Source organism: Dictyobacter kobayashii (genome assembly GCF_003967555.1).
Lineage (GTDB): Bacteria > Chloroflexota > Ktedonobacteria > Ktedonobacterales > Ktedonobacteraceae > Dictyobacter > Dictyobacter kobayashii.
Genome location: NZ_BIFS01000001.1, coordinates 506,862 through 525,135 on the forward strand (window position 1 = coordinate 506,862; position 18,274 = coordinate 525,135).

The following is an 18,274-nucleotide window of genomic DNA, read 5'->3' on the forward strand; positions in this document are numbered from 1 at the left end:
GTGTGCCGCTCATATCACACACCCTCAACACGCACGTATATGATGGAAAAGAGACAGGTAGAGAAAAAAAAGTTTATTCTTGCGCTAAACGCTGATCTTCTTCAGGACGACTCAATTGATTGCGCAAGACCGCCTTTTCCTGCCGCAACAAAGCATCTTCAACGCGCTGACGATGCTTGGGCAATACGTTACGCGGGAGATTGGTAGGTATAAAATAGCGACACTCGCTGGACTCCTCGGTAACGCTCAATGTTCCACCAATCACATGACAGCGAAAGGTCAAGACCACCTCTTGCTTCTGTGGCTTTGAATATACCCCGACCAGCTGCTCAATTTCGATCTCCAGCCCCGTCTCTTCGCGCACTTCTCGATGCACAGCCTCTTCAACCGTCTCACCGATCTCCATCCCGCCGCCTGGTAAATTCCACCACCCGATATCACGGCGTAAAGCCAATAAAATCTGTCCCTGCCTGTCAAAGATAAGTGCAGAGACAGCAATACGAAAATTCCTTAGTGCGGAATCGATCATGATAGAAAATCTCCCCCTGGCATACGTGCGGTAGGTCGCACCAAAAATTTAGTAGCTGTGCTTCAAAGTTGATAGACCGCACATGCATTCTCGCGTAGAATGAGGCGCGCAAACCGATATGCTTGCTCTTGATCCATTTCATCGGCCGCAATCATTTCTTGCAATACCTGTCCAATAATGGCGCGCCCACGGACCGCTCCAACCCAGTACATCTCAGGAACATGGATGCCATCCGAACTATACATGAGTTTACTGGCGGGTGCAACACCGAGAGCCTGGCGCGTAAAAGCCTGCATTTCTAACTTATCCACCATTGGGATCATATACGACAAATCAAAATAGACATGTGGATAGATCGCAGCCAGATAGGCGCCCAGTTGACTATACGGATAGCTCTCATGCAGCAAGATGATCGGCATCGTCTGATAATCGCTCACCTCCAGAACCGCACGCAGATGCAAAGGATTTCCCAATCGCATATCTGTATCGCTATCCCCATATCCAGTATGAAACTGAAGCGGTACATGCTGTTGAGCCGCCAACCGAAAGGCACGGTGCAAGAGATAATCAATCAGCGGCTTCTGTACCAGGCGCAATGATCCCTGGCGCTCAACAAGCTGGCGCGCCTCCCGAAAAGCCTGCGCCGCCTCATCCTTACTCCATTCACGAATCTCAAGCCCACAACGATACGCAACAATACTTTTAAGGGCACAATAACCCTGGCCACGTAGATTCTGTAATGCCTGCTCAAAGAGCGTCACAACACTCTCGAAATCAGCATGTTCAATTACCAGACGTTCCATTAATGTTTCCAGACGCAACATGCGAGCCGTTCGGCAGCCAGCAGCCTTTTGCATAGCCTGCGGCGAAAAACAGTGCTCAGGCAGAGGATGACCAATATCTAAGATCAGAGTATCAATATCAGCAGCCTCGACCAGGTGGGCCAGTAGCTCGCTCCCCTGCAGACGATTGCGGGCCGCCAGCACTTCTTCCTCAACAGGCTGACAGTTATAGACGGTCGCCAGTTGCCTCAATAGCCAGGTGTAGTACACGGTCTGCTGCACATGCCTGTGCGCAAAATCGGCATGCGCCGCCTCGGTAAAAAAACTACGGAAACGTACGACATCCATCTGTTGCTCAAGCAGGATAGGATGGCAATGATTATCGATCACAGCTATATCGCGTAGATCCAGCATGATTCAGCATCCTTTCTATTCTACAATCAATATCTTCCTTGATAGTGTTATAATAAACCTGATAGAACATGTTTTTTCATGCATCAATATAGGAACATCCTATGCTTGTCGCGTATGGTCCCGATCAGCACACTGTGATCGCAGAAGAGACGCCAATTTCACAACTGCAGCAGTGGTCACGCAATCATCAATTGCATTGTCCAAATTGTCGTGGCATTGTACATGTGCGTGGCGGAGCGGAAAAACGTACCCAGCTACATTTCGCACATCAAAAAGGCGAATGCGCCTGGAGCACAGAGGCGGAGTCGGTGCGCCACGCCCAGGGCAAGTTGGTACTGGCACAATGGCTGCGTCAACAATATCCTCAGGCCACTATCTCGCTAGAGAAACGCTTACCCGAACCAAATCGGATCGCGGATGTCTTTTTAGAACATCCTGATGGACAACAATGGGCAATCGAGTTTCAATGCGCTCCTCTGGATATCGAGGAATGGAAGATGCGCCACAATGCATATAGGAAAGCCGGCATTATCGATACCTGGATCATTGGCAATAATCGACGCGAAAAACAAGAGGCCTTTATCGAGGCACTGCTTGGCAGCGCTCATGAGCTCCTTTTTTTAGATCCACTCGTCAGTCCTCCATGCACCTGGCTGCGCTGGCCTATCACCCGACAGCAAGCTCTAAATTGGCAGGCGGCGCCAGCCAGTGAGACTACGCATAAACAACGGACAGCCACCATTGATGGCTGGGTGGGTCGTACTGGCTATGGTATGACCATACTGGGTACACTGAACGAAATCAAGCTCAACCCACAGGCCCGGCTAATCCATCCCATACGTGTTGCGTCACTACAACGTAATACGCTTTTACAAACGATGAGTAGCGCGACAACGTTAGATGAGCAACAACTGGTCGCCTATCTTCAGCCTGGTATCAACGACGCGGCCCTGCGCCTTTTTATCATACCATTGCTCCATGCCTACCTGTTGGACCCAGACCTGGTTCGTCGCTATAACTATGGCCGTGGTCTGCCGGGACAACCACTGCGCTCCGATGATCAGCAGCGTATCACCAAAGCCTGCATCTGGCTGCGCAGCCTGGTCCGTCATGGTTATACGTTAGAAAAACTTCAGTCGCTGGCCAAAGAACTGCCTTTTGCCGGGCCCTACGCTGCGTTCGCAGGCTACACTGAAATGTTGTTAACCCTCGCCGCCCAGCATTAATCTGTTCAAAGCAAGTCATAGCTATAGCCCGCAACAGCAATAAAAACCAAAATCTCGTGCAGCTCTTTTTCAACTGCTCTAGCACTCCCTATTATTTAAATACCTCTATTCAAGAGAAGATAGGAACAGCCAACAAGAGTATGGGAGAGTGTTTTGAGCACAGCCTATACTATAACTATCTGAAACTAAACGCTTGTGCTACGCGTAATCTATTCAGTGAGACGTATAAAATTAACAATACTGTCGTAATAAAATACGGCTGTGTCCATAGGGAAAGGATGAAAAATTATGAACAACTTTGTGAAGGGTATTCTTCTCGGCGTTGGAGTTGGTCTGCTTGTTGCCCCAATGAAGGGTGATGAGATGCGCAAACTGGTTAGTGAGCGCATTGGCGAACTGCGCGGTTATATTCCCGAGAATGAGCAACTCGATGTCTACAAAAGCCAGATCTCCGATCGCGTCAATCAGACTGCTGGTTCTTTGAAAGATTATGCTCAGCAGGCTGCGACAACCGTAAAGAGCTCAGCAAATAGTCTCAGCAACATTGCCCAGAATGCTGGGACAACTGTAAAGAATAACAGCCAGGATGTGGCTGATACAACCAAGGATGCTATCAATTCCACAAAGAACAACTCAACATTCTAATAGCATCCAATGACCTGGCCGGGCATCATGTCCCTATGAATCGTCAGGGTATACAATATCACTTGAAAAAAAGATCCACCTCGCTACTTCTTTCCATTTACGGTGAGGTGGATCTTTTTTGTGTCCTTTATAACTGACTAGTATTTATAAAAATGCTGTACAGCTTCTTCTTCAGGTGATTTTTCCAGAAAGAAGGAGGCTTCCTCACGTTTAACGGCTATATAGGATGTGGCAAGTAGTGGTCCCAGTGCATCCAGGAGAACACGATCTTGCTCTAAGGCATCCAATGCATCATCAAGAGTGGTGGGCAAACGGTGAATACCAAAGCGTTCACGTTCCTCGTCGCTATAATTGCCCGGATCGATAGCCTGGGCCTCGCCAGGCTTGATTTTATTGACAATGCCATCCAGGCCAGCGGCAATCAAGGCACCAATAGATAAATAAGGATTACCACTGTGATCGGCACTCTTTAATTCTAGATTGCTGGACTCTGCCTCGCGACCCCTAAAGAGTGAGGGTACACGGATTGCTCCTTCGCGATTATCAAAGCCATAGGCATCATAAGCCGAGCTCCAAAAGTGCGGCAGCAAACGGCGATAAGAATTAGGGCTGGCACAGGTAATAGCTACTAAAGCATGTAGATGGCGCAGGACACCACCTATAAAATAAAGCCCTGTCTGGCTGAGGCTGCCGGGCTGCTGCGCATCATAAAAAAGGTTCTGCTGTGCTCGCTCATGCTTATCTGTTCCCCACAAACTGAGATGAATATGGGCTCCGTTTCCTCCCTGGTCTAGAAAAGGCTTAGGAGCAAATGAGGCATAGAGCTTAAATAAACGGGCCACGCCACGTACAGTCTCACGCACGCGTAATACCTGGTCGGCCGCACGTAACGCGTCCGTGTGGCTTAAAGATAGCTCTTGCTGTGACGGCCCCAGTTCGGTATGAAATAATTCAACGGCAAAGCCTTGTGCCTCCAGGGCAGCCAGGATACTATCGACAACCATGGATTGCTCATCCATACCAATACTGCTATAACAGGCACTATAATCAGCCGGTGCATATTGGCCCTCGACATCGCGGGCCAGATAAAATTCATGCTCCACACCGATCTCTGCCCGCATATTATGCTCAGCCAGGCGAGCGATCATACGTTTCAGGAAGCTGCGTGGACAGGCCTCCCAGGGCACACCATCCAGGCGCACCATATCACATAGCATACTGGCAGTGTTAAGCACATATGGAAGGACCACAAAAGTTTCTGGATCAGGTTGTAAACGAAATTCGCCGACAGGTCCCATTCCCTCAACAGTAGCGAGCGTCTCAACCCCGGTAAAGGCCTGCATAGCCAGCGTTTGGCCGATCCCTTCTCGCATCCGATTGGCCAATTTCTGTGCATGGGTGGCTTTGCCGCGAATGATGCCGCCATTGTCACAATATAAGAAGCGCACAAGCCGGATTTTCGCAGCCTGGGTCTGTTGTATCACATCCCGCGTATCCATGACCATATTACTCCTGTTTTTTACTCTATATCAGACGAAAAGAGCAATGTATCACCTTTGAAAGTAGTATAACAGAGCGATTTTCTCAAAACAACAAAGCAGCATATAAAAATAACCGCGCTTCATAAAGCTCAAAAAACACTGCTACTCATTTCTTCGAGAAGATAGTGAAAAGTTGTGCTTTAATGTAACACTATTCATCATTTTATTCGTGCAAAGAGTAACTTATTAACCACTGTGTTTCAACCAGAAGAGAAGCTCAGATCAGAATAAAGGGAACTCAAGAATGAACTGTCAACTGTATTGAGTCACACGAATAGCCTGTCATATCTCTCTCTGAGAATGTGACCAGACAAGGAGAATTTCCATGGCAGTATATAGCACGTTGATAGTGGCCGTCTTTAATGAACAAGGTAGTGCAGAGAGAGCCATTGAACAATTGTACAATGCTGGTGTGGCAAGTAATCGCATTAGCTATTCAGGTAGAGGCGCAGCTCACCCCGAAGAAAGCTTTCTGGATAGCCTCAAAAACCTCTTTGGCGGCACTCACACTCATACCTCCAACAACGTGATGCATGACCTTTCAAATATGGGTCTGCCCGATGAGGAAGCCCAGTACTATGGACGTGAGTTTGAGATGGGTAGAATAATCGTAGCGGTCCAACCAGAGGAGAATAGCAGGGATGTACTGGCCATTCTACAGAACCATGGCGGCTATCACTTCCATAGTCCAGAAGGAACAATAACCGGTGGTACTCAAAGGACAGAGAGCGGTGCAGCCGGCTATAATCAAGCAGACGCCTATGAGCAGCAAACAGGCTATAATGCCAGGCAAGATATGAATGCCACACCTGGCGAGCGCGGCTCCCCCGGAACTGGCATGGGCAGCTATGCGCAGGGAGTAAATAGGCCCGACTATAGTGGTCAGCCCGGCTTTACTGCTTCTTCTCAGCCTGCTGGCAATGTATTCAATCGGGACGTCAATGCGCCTGATTATAAGCAGCAGCAACCTTATCGGGAGGAGGCACCCTCAACTGAAAACTATGGTCAGAATGAACCATCGCGCCAGGGCAATATCAATGAGCGGAATGTAGCCCAGCCTGATTATAAGCAGCAGCAAGGCTCTAATGCAGCGCCGAGTACGGCAGGTGCCTTTGGGCAACAATCAGCCCCCGCCAGACCACAAAATACACCAGGGCAACAAACCAATGCTCCTTCTCAACAACCAGGCTCTTCCGGACCCTCTCAGGTTTCAGCTAGTACCTACCAGCGCGATATTAGCAAGCCAGAACCTGGCAAGCAGCAAGAGAGCAATCTAGATGCAACGCTCCGCCCTGCGGGAGAGTATAAACAGAACATCAATGCTGCAGAGGCTGCCAGGCCACAAAATATTTCGGGGCAAAAAAGCGTTACCCCGGACTATAATCGTCCCCAAAACACCCCCGGACAAGTAAGCGGTACTCCTGACTATAGTAGCACCCAGGAAAGTTTAAAAAAGGACAAGGATACTACCAGTGCTAGCAACCAGTCAGAGTACTCGGTCCCAATACATCCCAAAGAGGATAGTACGAAGAACGCAGGCAGTTCCGCTTATAATAGTCAGCCAGACTATCCTGAATTAATGCGTCCTGCGGATGAGCTTACTAAACAGGACGTAAAAGCGCCCAATGCTAACGCACAGCAGACTCCGCCCATCCATCCGGCAGGTCCTGCTGGACCCTACAGCCAGGGTATCGATTCCTCATATGAGGAGCCTGAAGACCCCAACACGATCAAGAATCGTGAGTCACGCCAGGAGTCTCAGTCATATAAAAATAACAATGCTAAGCGCGACCAAAAGCAAAAACCCGAGCGCTAAGGCTATGAATGACACAGCGATTGGAAAGGAAAGGGAAGCCGGCCCATTTATCTGATGGGCTGGCTTCCCTTTTGTGATAAATATTTCTGCACCGAGCGCGACAGGTTACGATGATCTATCATTGAAAGGATCTAGCGGTCGAGGAGTGGTCGGCAAAGTCGGCATAGTTTCAATGTCAGAGATTATTTCGCCTGCCTGTGATTTTGGATTAGCAGAGACGAATTGTCGCCGCCTTGACACCTTTGGCAATTCATCAACCTGGTTAGTGCCAGCCTGCGCTACAGACCTGCTGTCAGGGGTCAGGGAGCGTGTGGTCTGCTCCGGATAGAGAATTCCAGGTCGCGCAGCTGACATGATACGGTCTGGCTGTAGCTGTCCACCAGTCTGCGTACTGAAATGTAAGCCTGCTGCTTGCGCAGGCTGCCTTTGGGTAGTCTGCTCGGAAAGAGGAAAAGCGGCCTCCGCAGGAGGGCTAACATTGGATGTTGCCCGTCTATCTACTGGAGAAGCATGCGAAGATTCGCGCATGATACCAGGAAAACTGCTTTGTGCTGGAGGTACTACGGCCAGGCGCCCAGGTAGATGGCGCTCTATTTTTTGCGGTTTCATACTCAACATCAGCAGGATAGAGCCAACAGTCGCTGCCACAAAGCCCGCGACAGAAAATGCTATCCCCTGTGGCCAACGATCTATATAAGCACTATCCGCATCCTGACTATATTCTGATGATGTATAAGTATATTGCTTCCAGACCCTTTTATCGGCCAGAGCAAACTGCTCTACATCGTAAGAGGATACGTTTGTTTGAACATGGTTCAGGTTGAAAGCAAGTGACTGCGGATCATCTTTATATATCAATTTAGTGATTGAAAGATGCAGCAGTAATAAAGAAGGATTAATACGCGGGGTAAATTTACGAGGATCAACCACATAATAGCTATCAGTACCAATTTTTTGAAAAGCATACGTCCCATTATCAATCGCGATTAGCTGAAAACGCCCCACGCTAATGGCTTGATAAAAGGCATGATAAGAAGATGCACCGTAAAGCAGGCCCCCACCAACCATAAATAGTCCCGCTGCGAGAACAAGACTACTTAGCAATAAGGAAATAGAGCGCCGAGAAACACGTGTAGCCACACGATAGCTCCTTTTATATGCACCAAATAAGATTGTCAAAGGAAGACACACAGCATTGACAATTAAGAGTTGACTCAATTAGCATAACTCATCAATACTACAACGTGTCGCAAAAGGTTTTTTACAGGGAAAACTTTCCTATCCGGCAATCCTTCAGCGCCGAGACGATCCCCGATGCATGCCAGACCTACACTACTACAGAAAATAGCCGATGAAGAGAGACAAGTCACGATTATATGCTGGAAAGAAACTCAATGCAGTTAGATAGGAAAGGACATATTCAATGCCGAAGAGAGTATCTGGCTATCAACATCGCCATGTACCTGCAATGGCCTGCCTGCTATTACTGCTGGTCATTCTCTCTGCCTGTGGGACAAGCACCAGTAGCAATGTCGCCGGTGTAACAACCTCTAAGCTCTCAAAAGCCTCCAATTGTAAACAGATTGGTGTGCTTCTTCCCGATACCGCTTCTTCAGATCGCTGGCAAGCTAAAGATCGCCCTTTATTGACAGCGGCCATTGCTCACGCACTTCCAAACGCGAAAATAGATGTAGTAAATGCTGAAGGGAATGCCTCTACCCAGCAAAATCAGGCCGAACAGGCTATGACCCGTGGCGATTGTATCCTGGTAGTGGCGCCTGTCGATAGCGACCAGGCTTCAGCTATCGTGACCAGTGCCAGACACCAGAATATACCAGTAATCGCCTATGATCGCCTGATCCAAAACAAATACCTGAAATACTATGTCTCCTTTGATAATATGCATGTGGGTGAGTTGCAAGGACAATATATCGCCGATCATTTTCAACAATACGCGCACAATGGTCAGCTTAATATGGTCATGATCAATGGCTCAAAGACCGATAATAATGCCCTGCAATTCAATCAGGGAGCCTCAATGTGCTCAATCCGCTCATACAGAGCAATAAAATTCACAAAGTATACGACATTTTTGTTCCTGAATGGAATAATGATCGCGCCCGTACCTCGATGGAACAGGCACTGACCGCCAATCAAAATAATATTCAGGTCGCCTACGTAGCTAACGATGGCATGGCAAATGCCGTTATTGCTGCACTGCGCGAACAGAAAATGAATGGCAAAGTGTTAGTCACTGGCCAGGATGCGACGGTGGCCGGTATTCAGAATATACTGACAGGCAATCAGGCCATGACTGTTTACAAGGCCATTTCAAAAGAAGCCAATGCGACCGCCGAACTGGTGGCAGCGCTTAGCCACAATACCAGCACGGCAAACCTGACTCAGGGACACACAACCAGGACACAAGATGGAACGGCGATCCCTTCAATTCTGGAAACCCCGGTCATCGTGACGCAAGAGACGATCGCAAGCACAGTGCTCGCCGACAATTACCTGACGAAAGACCAGGTCTGCCAGGATCTTCCTGCAGGCACCGATACCCATGGCATCTGCTAAAAAACCTTTTATGCCCGCCCATACCGCGATTATATCATATTTTAAGGTTAATTGCGGTATGGGCAACACATAGGAAGAGGTACTTTTTATGGGCACAAGTATTCCACCAACTCCAACCGGGCAGTTGCCAAAGCCTCTGCTATGTATGCGGGGTATCAGTAAAACCTTTGGGGCTGTGCGGGCCTTAAGCAATGTTGACTTTGAAGTGTATGCCGGCGAAGTGGTCGGCCTGGTGGGAGACAATGGCGCGGGCAAATCGACCCTGATCAAAACAATTTCAGGTGTCAGTCCTTGCGATGAAGGTGAGATTTTTGTCGCCGGGCAAGTGGTCAAAATCAATACTCCCCAGGTGGCTACCCAGTTAGGCATCGAGACCGTCTATCAAGATCTGGCACTCTGCGATAATCTGGATGTCGTCTCTAACCTTTTTCTAGGTCGCGAAATGCGTAGCCCGGCGCGCACGCTGAATACGCTGGCGATGGAACACCGTGCCCTGGAAGTGCTACGCACCCTGGATGTTAAAATTCCTTCTGTTCGGGCCCAGGTTGCCACGCTCTCTGGCGGACAGCGCCAATGTATCGCCGTCGCCAAAACTATCCTGCGCAATGCCAGAGTCGTTTTGCTCGATGAACCAACGGCCGCCCTGGGAGTAGCTCAAACGAGACAGGTCCTCAACCTGATCCTACGTCTACGCCAGCAAGGGTTCGCCGTTGTGGTCATCTCACACAACCTGGCTGATGTCTTTGAAGTGGTTGACCGGGTTATTGTCTTACGACTAGGTAAACGGGTAGGGACCTTTGATGTTAAAGCAACTACGCCAGCCCGCGTTGTCGCGGCCATCACCGGGGCAGAGTTCGGAGAGCTATCAGCCGAGGTCGATGGAGGATTGTCAGAAGGAGCGCGCATATGAATACGATCAATTCAGATACCCGGCTGCCACGTTCCCCCAAAACGCCGAATAGTGTTGAGGCTCCCTACTCCCTTCATAAACAATCGCTGGGACAGATACTACGCAATGACCTCGGCTTTCTACCTGTATTGCTTACCTTGATTGTGATCGCCGTCTTTTTCCAGATCACCACCCAGGGTTTGTTCCTGACGCCGCGTAACCTGACACAGCTGGTACTACAAATCACAACTATTGGCACCCTCGGCCTGGGTGTCATCCTGGTCCTGCTACTTGGAGAGATAGATCTATCCGTAGCCTCGGTCGCTACCCTTTGTTCAGTCGTGATGGGCATCCTTTCAGAGCGCATGGGCTACCCGGCCTGGCTCGCCATCCTGGCCGCTATCGCCGCCGGGGCATTCATCGGTCTGCTCAATGGCTTCTTTATCGCCTATCTACACGTCCCTTCCTTTATTGTCACACTGGCCGCCTCTATCAGTTATGGGGGACTCCTCATCTACCTGCTGCAGGGACAGGCTACATTGATCATTAACAATGACTTTATTATTGGGATCGCGAATAATTACCAGTCTGGCCTTTTTATAGGCACGGGCCTACCATTGCTGGTACTGGCAGTTTATATTGGAGGAGTGGTCTATATCACTCGACGCCGCCAGCAGATGGGGTTACGCGCTACACATTCGCTCCATCTGGCTGCAACAATCGGAGTGCCTTCATTGATTGTAATTGGCTCGCTCTTGCTCTTCCATGCCTACCTGGGTGTCCCGCAGGCACTCTTCATCCTGGCTGGATTGATCCTCCTAACCTGGCTACTGCTAACCAGGACCGCGTATGGGCGCCATGTTTATGCGGTCGGTGGCAATGCTGAAGCAGCCAGGCGTGCTGGCATTAATGTTGTAGTGATACGCATCACCATCTTTACGCTCTGCTCAACCCTGGCAGCGATTGCCGGTATCCTGGCCGCCTCGCGTGCCAGCGCGGTCGCCAGCCAGATCAACCCGACTCTGCTCTTGCAGGCCATTGCCGCCGCAGTCATCGGCGGGGTCAGCCTGTTTGGAGGACGCGGCTCCGTCTGGTCCATTCTCCTGGGAGCTTTGATTATAGGTAGCCTGGAAAATGGGCTGGACCTGAACAATCAGCCAGTCGAGGTCAAACAAATGATCGAAGGAGCGGTTTTGGTATTGGCCGTTACCAGCGACGCCTTGATCCGCCGGGCGCAAATGCGCAGTGGCCGCTGAAGCCCACCAGCCAGACACAACAAACCATCCTCAATCATGTATACTGTCCACAGGGAGTCCAACGCGTTTAAAAGTAGATAGTATACATGGTCAAAACGTACCTCTAAGCGCACTCGAAACGTAATAGAAGCAGAGCTAATATGCATCACATCAGAGGAGAAAAGCGATGTTCTATTACCTAGCAAAAAGTCTGGCAAGCATCTGCTTTAATATACTTAATTTTCTACTGGGAGGAAACTTACCTCCCTTTGGCTGCGTCTGCGTGATCGTGGAAAAAGAACAACAATTTTTACTGCTAGAGCAACCGGGAGGTGTACTGGCATTTCCAGGCGGATTTATGAAGTGGCGCGAGACGCCTGAGCAAGCATTGATACGAGAAGGAAGAGAAGAGACAGGACTTGAGCTGCGGCTACATGATCTGGTTGGCTTTCTACCCGCAACCAGCCAGGGCTTCCACCAGATGAGTACCGTGACCTTTATCTATCATGGCGAGATCATCGGCGGCAATCTGCGTTCCAGTTCCGAGGGACATCCACTCTGGCTACCGGCGGATGAACTTCCGAAAAAGCTCAGCCCATACTTTCAATTGATGTTAGAGCAATATCTGCGCCATCGTGCCACACACAGCGAGGTTTCAAGATAACACAATAGCGAGCTGGCAACAAGCGCAAGCTAAAAAGCGCCCCGAGGGGCGCGCTTTTGCTTTCCATATGTATTGCCACTATACAACTCTCAGCGATCATGCATCTCATCAGCGCACCTGGAAGGTAACTGGTAGATGTCGAGGGCCCATGATAAAGGCGCTGTGAATGGTTTCAAGCTTCTGGGCGCGCTCACGGTGAATATGCTGGCAGCGCTCCAGCAGAATGCCCAGCGCGATCTTCGCTTCCAGACGCGCCAGGGAGCACCCAGACAGAAATGGATACCATGACCAAATGACAGATGATGATTGGGGGTGCGTTCAATGTCAAAACGCTCCGGTTGAGGAAATTGGGTCGGATCAAAGTTGGCGCTGGCCAGCCAGCCAATGATCGTTTGCCCACGTGGGATCTTCTGGCCATGGATCTCAACGGGGCGCGTGGTATAGCGACCCACTAATAAGGCTGGAGAACGATAACGCAGCACCTCTTCAATCGCCTGCGGCACTAGCTCAGGACGCTCGTGCAGCTGCTCCATTACTTCAGGATGTTCGTCAAAGCAGAGCAAGGCATTGCCAATCAGATTGGTGGTCGTGATATTGCCAGCGATCAGCAGCAAGGCACAAAATGCCAGAATATCAGGCTCCGACAACAACTCGCCCTCGATCTGCGCGGTAAGTAGGGCGCTTACCAGATCATGTTGTGGCTGCAAACGTCTCTGGGCCAGCACCAGGCGAAAATAATCGTAGAGTTCATCCAAAGTTTGGCGTACGACCGTGCGCATACGCTCAGTATGTTCTTCGATATTATCGCGTGAGAGGTCATCGTATTCGCTTATCACCATCTTATCGGACCAGCGCTTAAATTGAGCACGATCCTCGGATGGCACTCCTAACATTTCAGAAATGACGATCACGGGCAAAGGATACGAGAGGTCCGCAATAATATCCATCTTGCCTTGCTGCGCTACCTGATCCAGTAAATCATGGGTAATCTCAGCAATGCGTGGGGCCATACTGGCGATCGCCCGTGGCGTAAAGGCCTGAGAAACCAGAGAACGTAGCTGGCGATGGTGCGGCGGATCAGTCGTCAATACACTCTGACCCTTGGTCAGCTCTTCCGGATGCTCAGCAAACGGCGCGCCATCTGAAGAAAAGGTCTCGTGGTCCGAGGCCAGTGTTAACACATCATCATACTCAAACATTTCCCAAAACTTCGCTCGCTCGTTATAAGAAACAGGGCCAAACTCGGTGCGCAAGCCCGTAAAGCTCTCATATGGATAGAGTAGCTGGTCCAACAAGTCACGTGGATTCATCGCAGGTACGATGCTTCTCAGAGGGTCAACCGCCGAGAAACACCATCTCCTTTCTGTTGCCACTATACTTTTTGCATTTCATAAAACTTACCAATATGTATCATAGTAACGCAAATCGTCTCAATCGACAAATCAGCGTAGCTGCATGTTAAACTACTTAGCACTACCATTTAGCAAGCAAGTATTACTGAGCAGTACACTTCTTCGTTCTAACAAAAAAGAGCACAGAATAGCTATTTCCAGGTAGGAGTATTTTTCTATGTCTTATGAATGGCGACGCGGCGATTATATTATCAGTACAGACAAACAACGTTTAGATATTACCGTTATTCACAACTTCCTCACCCAGGCATATTGGTCCAGCAGCATTCCACGAGAAACGGTGGAACAAGCACTCAAACACTCGCTCGCCTTTGGCCTCTACAAAGGACAAGAGCAGATCGGCCTGGCTCGCCTGGTCACCGATTACACCACCTTTGCCTATCTGGCAGACGTCTTTATCTTAGAACCCTATCGCGGCCAGGGTCTCAGCAAGTGGCTTCTGGAGGTAATCACCACACATCCTGAACTGCAAGGATTGCGACGCTGGCTACTGGCGACGCAAGACGCCCATGGCCTGTACCAGCAATTCGGTTTCGCACCACCGCGCTATCCTGAGCGCCTGATGGAAATACTACATCCCGACATCTACAACTCCTCAAAGACCAGCCAGGCACAATAATTTTGCAGGTGCCTGCCTTTGAATAAAACCAAAGGTTAAAAGCTTGAACCCAGAGCTGGCACACAACTTTCGAGCTAGCAGGAAACGTGCTATACTCAAGCGAAAACAGGATAATGTGAATAGCTAAGAGCTTTTTAGAGGAACATAAACAGATCCATGCAACAGCGAGAGACACAGATTATTAAGATAGACCCTAACCATCTGGATGAACACTATACACAGCAGATCGCATACGCAGCCCAATTGTTGCGCGCGGGTGAGCTGGTAGTTCTTCCAACCGAGACCGTATACGGTCTGGGTGCGAACGCCTTAGATGCCCAGGCAGCCGAACAGATCTTTATCGCCAAAGGACGACCATTTAGCGATCCTTTGATTGTGCATATCGCTGATAAGCATGAATTAGAAAATATTGTGTCAGTGGTACCAGAAACGGCCTGGAAGCTGGCAGCAGCCTTCTGGCCGGGACCGCTGACCATGATTTTACCCGCCGGTCCACGAGTGCCTGGCTTGATTACCTCCGGGCTACCCAATGTGGCCGTACGCATGCCCGCCCATCCAATCGCGCGCGCCTTAATCCGTGCCGCAGGTATACCGGTAGCAGCCCCCAGCGCAAATCGCTTTATGCATGTCAGCCCTACCACGGCGCAGCATGTCTATGCAGACCTTAAAGGTCGTGTCCCATTGATCCTGGATGGAGGCCCCTGTACAGTCGGGGTCGAATCTACGATCCTCGACCTCTGCGCCGAGGTACCAACTATCCTGAGGCCCGGTGGCATTGGCCTGGAGGCACTACGCAGCGTGCTCCCCCAGCTCCAACCACCCAGTCCACGGCAGATGCAGGACGAAGAGGACCACATGCTGGCCCAGATGGCTCCGGGACAGATGCGCATCCATTATTCTCCCAGCGTACCAGCTTATCTGTTCGAGGGCTCAGTAGTGGCCATGCGCCAGGCCATGCTGGCAGAAGTACAAGCGCGCCAGACCCAGGGAGAGCTGGTGGGAGTCTTGATCGCCGACGAAGACCTGAGTGCATTCCAGGAGAGCGGAGCGATCATCTATAGCCTGGGCCACACACCTGAACAGATCGCTACCCGGCTCTTCGCCGGCCTGCGCACGCTAGAAGAAGCGGGCGTCGATGTTATCCTCTGCCGCAACTACTCAGAACACGGATTAGGCCTGGCCATACGTGACCGCCTGCTCAAAGCCACAGGCGGCAAAGTCAAAAAGCTCTAGCCAATTGCTGCTGAGACAAGAGCGTATATCTATTGTGGCGAGGTGGATGTGGATATATCGAAGGGTCAAGCACTCAGTGTTTTTTGAGGTGATGAATCTTGAGCGCGATCTGAAGCGCCAGGCGAAGCTCAGGATCTTCTAGCGAACGGCCAAGCAGGGCCTCAATGCGATTGAGGCGATAAAGCAAAGAATTGCGATGAAAATGCATGGTGCGCGCCATCTCGCTGAGGTTACCATTACAGCGAAAGAAGCCTTCCAACGTTTCTACGTAGGTGCTGTCGTTATTAAGTAAGGGACCCAGAGTCTCATAATAGAAATCGTCCAGCTCGCTATGGCCATTGAGGTGGAAGAGCAAGCGATAAATACCCAGGCGCGCAAATGAATGCAGATTGCCCTCACCAAAGAGACGGCGGCCAATCTCCAACGCCTGTTGTGCTTCGCGAAAAGAGAGGGGCAGACCCTGCAAGCTCTTCGCGATCCGCCCAATACCACAGGAATAGGTAGGGCGCGCAGTACCATTGCTTTTCTGGGAAGAGATACGGAAAACGACGCGCTCCAGACGCGAATAGAGCGAATTTTCATGTTCACGCTCAGTCTCGCTCTGATCCTCAAAAGGCGGCAAAGGCAGGATCGCAATTACACGCCGCGCCTCGTTTTGTACCCAGCAACCCGACCACTCGCGCAAAAGCTCCTCACGCACGCGCTTGCTCCATTGGGCATACTGGCTACTGGCAGGAAAATCATGTTCGTTGGGAGAAATTTCAAAGACCACCACGGCTTGAGGTGTGGTTAAATCATAACCAAGCAAACGAGCACGCGCCATCATCTCTTCGGGTTGCTGATAATGGCCCTGGATCACATCGGTAAAAGCCTCAACCTGGTAGCGGCTCTCAACCTCTGTACGATCACGCTCACGAGCAAACTCAATGGCGATAATAGGGGTTGCCTGACCCAGGATAATACGCTCAAGGTAGTCGAAATCACTCTCATTGCCGACCAACGAGAGATAGCCAGCAATCTCATGGCGGCTACTGGGAATCGGTTCGACCACACGTACCAGGCCTTGCAGGCGCAACTGCTCATCACTTAGTGGGCTGGGTAATAACAGGGGAGGGACATTGGCGGGCGAGGCCTGTAAACGCACATGCTGATCAGCATCCTGTATAACGACCCACTTGCCACGATTGGTCGCCAGATGCTCACAGACACCCTGAATACCAGCCCCCTGCAGACTTAACTGCATTAATTGACTGGCAATCTCGGTCGCTTTGCGCTCGGTTTCGCCACGAAAGCTCACCACAAATGTAATCACTTCGCGCTCAATCTCTTCAAGCAGAGCATTGAGCGGAAGCAAAATCAGAGGCAGATGCATCTGATCCGCGAAATCTCGCGCTTCCGCACCCAAAGCCTCCACAGATGGCGCAGCGACTGCAACGACCGCTACGCCAGCCTGGTGCAGGCTCTTCAGGAGATGGGGAAGGGTTTCGTCCAGGCGTCGCAACTGAGACAATGTCAATAAAGCGAGCTCGCCTCCTTGAACGCTTTCGAAAGCGGGCAAGCGAGAACGCATACGACACGCCCATGTTACACGACGCTCCAGACCTCCTCCGCCAGCTACTAATTGTGCGTCACGTGAGGCGAGCAGAGTTAAAATGTTCCGGACTGAAGCCGAAGATTGTGATTGCGAAGGGGACAAACTGCTCATAACTCACACGCAAACTAGCAGTGCACCAATTAACGGCGAGCTGCTGCAGGAGCGGCAGCGGCCTTCTGAGCCTGCTGCTTCTCTTTCAGTTTTCTCGCTTTGTGTAAATGCTTATGCCAGGCGACTTTCTTTGTCTTATTCATTGTATTATACAACCTTTCTACTAGAAATGTTACTCTTCAATATCGGTATTGCCGTCGAATTCAAAATCGTTCATATCTTCCGAATCATCACCACCATCATAATACTCATCATCGGTCCCCATCTCATCATCTTCCTCACGGTCATGACGTAAAATGGAATCCTTGATATAAGCACGGACAGTATCGCCACTACCCTGCGAGGGAAGCTCACGGTACCGAACATATTCGGATGCTGATACTCTTCGCGAACGATAATACGAACAAGATGAATATCCAGGGTCAAGATACCAGCTGCATAGCGGTTACCCTCTTTGATGTAACTGATCAAGCGGCCCGCCAGGCGGGGCTCGATCTGTCCAATCGTCTCCTGGGCAGCATTGCGCGCCAGCAAACGATGGCCATCCACAACCAGGTTAATGCGATCCCCAACCCCAATGCGTGAGAGCACGGGAGCAGGACCCAGGTTTATTAGCTCAGTAATACCTGTCTTACCAGTCTCCTCAATGAAGAGTCGTGGATCAATGCGATCCACGCCGACAGGGCCGGGAGTAGAAGCATCCTGTAAGGTCTGCAGACGATCCAGGTTCTTCTTAGCGATGGTATTAGCTGGACTGTATTTTAAGGTTTGTGAGTAGGCCTGTCGAGCCTCTGAATACTGACCCAACTCACTATATGCCTTACCCAGACGATTATAGGCCTCCGGATCCTGGGGAAAAATGTTCAGAATATTCTTATTCGTCGTTACTGCTTCTCCCCATTGGCCCTCTTGAGCCTGCCGGATCGCCAGATCTGTCCACTGCTTCTTCAGTCGTAACTTTTCTTCAGCTGACAGTGTTTGTGTCAT

General features: G+C 50.3%; 17 protein-coding genes. 10 read left to right on the forward strand and 7 right to left on the reverse strand.

Annotated elements, in window-relative coordinates:
• Positions 1-73: 73 nt before the first annotated feature.
• Together EL645_RS02145 and EL645_RS02150 are read right to left on the reverse strand one after the other, a co-directional pair.
• Positions 74-529 carry an NUDIX domain-containing protein gene (locus EL645_RS02145; RefSeq protein ID WP_126548515.1) on the reverse strand — a complete coding sequence of 152 codons (456 nt, stop codon included), beginning with the start codon at positions 527-529 and terminating at the stop codon, positions 74-76.
• A 62-nt stretch (positions 530-591) separates the two neighbouring features.
• Positions 592-1,725: an amidohydrolase family protein gene (locus tag EL645_RS02150; RefSeq protein ID WP_126548516.1), complete on the reverse strand. Its 1,134-nt coding sequence runs from the start codon at positions 1,723-1,725 to the stop codon at positions 592-594.
• A 101-nt stretch (positions 1,726-1,826) separates the two neighbouring features.
• On the opposite strand from EL645_RS02150, the gene EL645_RS02155 reads away from it, so the two are divergent.
• Positions 1,827-2,951 (forward strand): competence protein CoiA, encoded by a 1,125-nt coding sequence (locus EL645_RS02155; protein ID WP_126548517.1) that lies wholly within the window; start codon positions 1,827-1,829, stop codon positions 2,949-2,951.
• Positions 2,952-3,239: 288 nt separating this feature from the next.
• Positions 3,240-3,596: a YtxH domain-containing protein gene (locus EL645_RS02160; RefSeq protein WP_126548518.1), complete on the forward strand. Its 357-nt coding sequence runs from the start codon at positions 3,240-3,242 to the stop codon at positions 3,594-3,596.
• A gap of 137 nt (positions 3,597-3,733) precedes the next feature.
• Here EL645_RS02160 and EL645_RS02165 read toward each other — a convergent pair whose 3' ends face one another.
• Complete coding sequence (locus EL645_RS02165; RefSeq protein ID WP_126548519.1) at positions 3,734-5,095, reverse strand: glutamine synthetase family protein; 1,362 nt, start codon at positions 5,093-5,095, stop codon at positions 3,734-3,736.
• 367 nt (positions 5,096-5,462) lie between these two features.
• On the opposite strand from EL645_RS02165, the gene EL645_RS02170 reads away from it, so the two are divergent.
• A complete protein-coding gene (locus EL645_RS02170) occupies positions 5,463-6,953 on the forward strand; it encodes a general stress protein (protein ID WP_126548520.1) in 1,491 nt (496 codons plus the stop codon).
• 105 nt (positions 6,954-7,058) lie between these two features.
• On the opposite strand, the gene EL645_RS02175 is transcribed toward EL645_RS02170, so the two are convergent.
• A complete protein-coding gene (locus tag EL645_RS02175) occupies positions 7,059-8,093 on the reverse strand; it encodes a hypothetical protein (RefSeq protein WP_126548521.1) in 1,035 nt (344 codons plus the stop codon).
• A gap of 283 nt (positions 8,094-8,376) precedes the next feature.
• On the opposite strand from EL645_RS02175, the gene EL645_RS43790 reads away from it, so the two are divergent.
• From EL645_RS43790 to EL645_RS02200, 5 genes are all read left to right on the forward strand, one after another.
• On the forward strand, positions 8,377-9,099 hold the full coding sequence (locus EL645_RS43790) for a substrate-binding domain-containing protein (RefSeq protein WP_126548522.1): 723 nt from the start codon (positions 8,377-8,379) through the stop codon (positions 9,097-9,099).
• Positions 8,994-9,530, forward strand: coding sequence for a substrate-binding domain-containing protein (locus tag EL645_RS43795; RefSeq protein WP_126548523.1), 537 nt, complete (start codon positions 8,994-8,996; stop codon positions 9,528-9,530). Before EL645_RS43790 ends, EL645_RS43795 begins: the two co-directional genes overlap by 106 nt.
• An 88-nt stretch (positions 9,531-9,618) precedes the next feature.
• Complete coding sequence (locus EL645_RS02190; RefSeq protein ID WP_126548524.1) at positions 9,619-10,440, forward strand: ATP-binding cassette domain-containing protein; 822 nt, start codon at positions 9,619-9,621, stop codon at positions 10,438-10,440.
• A complete protein-coding gene (locus EL645_RS02195; protein ID WP_126548525.1) occupies positions 10,437-11,675 on the forward strand; it encodes a sugar ABC transporter permease in 1,239 nt (412 codons plus the stop codon). The genes EL645_RS02190 and EL645_RS02195 overlap by 4 nt, the downstream gene beginning before the upstream one ends.
• A gap of 166 nt (positions 11,676-11,841) precedes the next feature.
• On the forward strand, positions 11,842-12,318 hold the full coding sequence (locus EL645_RS02200) for an NUDIX hydrolase (protein WP_126548526.1): 477 nt from the start codon (positions 11,842-11,844) through the stop codon (positions 12,316-12,318).
• Between the two features lie 89 nt (positions 12,319-12,407).
• Here EL645_RS02200 and EL645_RS02205 read toward each other — a convergent pair whose 3' ends face one another.
• Complete coding sequence (locus tag EL645_RS02205) at positions 12,408-13,628, reverse strand: cytochrome P450 (RefSeq protein ID WP_126548527.1); 1,221 nt, start codon at positions 13,626-13,628, stop codon at positions 12,408-12,410.
• A gap of 259 nt (positions 13,629-13,887) precedes the next feature.
• Here EL645_RS02205 and EL645_RS02210 point away from each other — a divergent pair, with 259 nt between their 5' ends.
• Both EL645_RS02210 and EL645_RS02215 read left to right on the forward strand, forming a co-directional pair.
• Positions 13,888-14,349, forward strand: a complete 462-nt coding sequence (locus EL645_RS02210) for a GNAT family N-acetyltransferase (RefSeq protein WP_126548528.1) — start codon at positions 13,888-13,890, stop codon at positions 14,347-14,349.
• Positions 14,350-14,505: 156 nt separating this feature from the next.
• Positions 14,506-15,582, forward strand: a complete 1,077-nt coding sequence (locus EL645_RS02215; protein WP_126548529.1) for an L-threonylcarbamoyladenylate synthase — start codon at positions 14,506-14,508, stop codon at positions 15,580-15,582.
• A gap of 73 nt (positions 15,583-15,655) precedes the next feature.
• Here the strand turns inward: EL645_RS02215 and EL645_RS02220 are convergent, their stop codons facing one another.
• Together EL645_RS02220 and EL645_RS02225 are read right to left on the reverse strand one after the other, a co-directional pair.
• Positions 15,656-17,287 carry a helix-turn-helix domain-containing protein gene (locus EL645_RS02220; protein WP_126548530.1) on the reverse strand — a complete coding sequence of 544 codons (1,632 nt, stop codon included), beginning with the start codon at positions 17,285-17,287 and terminating at the stop codon, positions 15,656-15,658.
• Positions 17,288-17,500: 213 nt separating this feature from the next.
• Positions 17,501-18,274: a tetratricopeptide repeat protein gene (locus tag EL645_RS02225; RefSeq protein WP_126548531.1), complete on the reverse strand. Its 774-nt coding sequence runs from the start codon at positions 18,272-18,274 to the stop codon at positions 17,501-17,503.

Coding starts and splice junctions, on each gene's coding strand:
- EL645_RS02165 (WP_126548519.1), bottom strand. CDS start 5,095: ATGGATACGCGGGATGTGATACAACAGACCCAGGCTGCGAAAATCCGG.
- EL645_RS02205 (WP_126548527.1), bottom strand. CDS start 13,628: ATGAATCCACGTGACTTGTTGGACCAGCTACTCTATCCATATGAGAGC.
- EL645_RS02200 (WP_126548526.1), top strand. CDS start 11,842: ATGTTCTATTACCTAGCAAAAAGTCTGGCAAGCATCTGCTTTAATATA.
- EL645_RS02220 (WP_126548530.1), bottom strand. CDS start 17,287: ATGAGCAGTTTGTCCCCTTCGCAATCACAATCTTCGGCTTCAGTCCGG.
- EL645_RS02170 (WP_126548520.1), top strand. CDS start 5,463: ATGGCAGTATATAGCACGTTGATAGTGGCCGTCTTTAATGAACAAGGT.
- EL645_RS02155 (WP_126548517.1), top strand. CDS start 1,827: ATGCTTGTCGCGTATGGTCCCGATCAGCACACTGTGATCGCAGAAGAG.
- EL645_RS02225 (WP_126548531.1), bottom strand. CDS start 18,274: ATGACACAAACACTGTCAGCTGAAGAAAAGTTACGACTGAAGAAGCAG.
- EL645_RS02210 (WP_126548528.1), top strand. CDS start 13,888: ATGTCTTATGAATGGCGACGCGGCGATTATATTATCAGTACAGACAAA.
- EL645_RS02160 (WP_126548518.1), top strand. CDS start 3,240: ATGAACAACTTTGTGAAGGGTATTCTTCTCGGCGTTGGAGTTGGTCTG.
- EL645_RS02190 (WP_126548524.1), top strand. CDS start 9,619: ATGGGCACAAGTATTCCACCAACTCCAACCGGGCAGTTGCCAAAGCCT.
- EL645_RS43790 (WP_126548522.1), top strand. CDS start 8,377: ATGCCGAAGAGAGTATCTGGCTATCAACATCGCCATGTACCTGCAATG.
- EL645_RS02150 (WP_126548516.1), bottom strand. CDS start 1,725: ATGCTGGATCTACGCGATATAGCTGTGATCGATAATCATTGCCATCCT.
- EL645_RS02195 (WP_126548525.1), top strand. CDS start 10,437: ATGAATACGATCAATTCAGATACCCGGCTGCCACGTTCCCCCAAAACG.
- EL645_RS02145 (WP_126548515.1), bottom strand. CDS start 529: ATGATCGATTCCGCACTAAGGAATTTTCGTATTGCTGTCTCTGCACTT.
- EL645_RS02215 (WP_126548529.1), top strand. CDS start 14,506: ATGCAACAGCGAGAGACACAGATTATTAAGATAGACCCTAACCATCTG.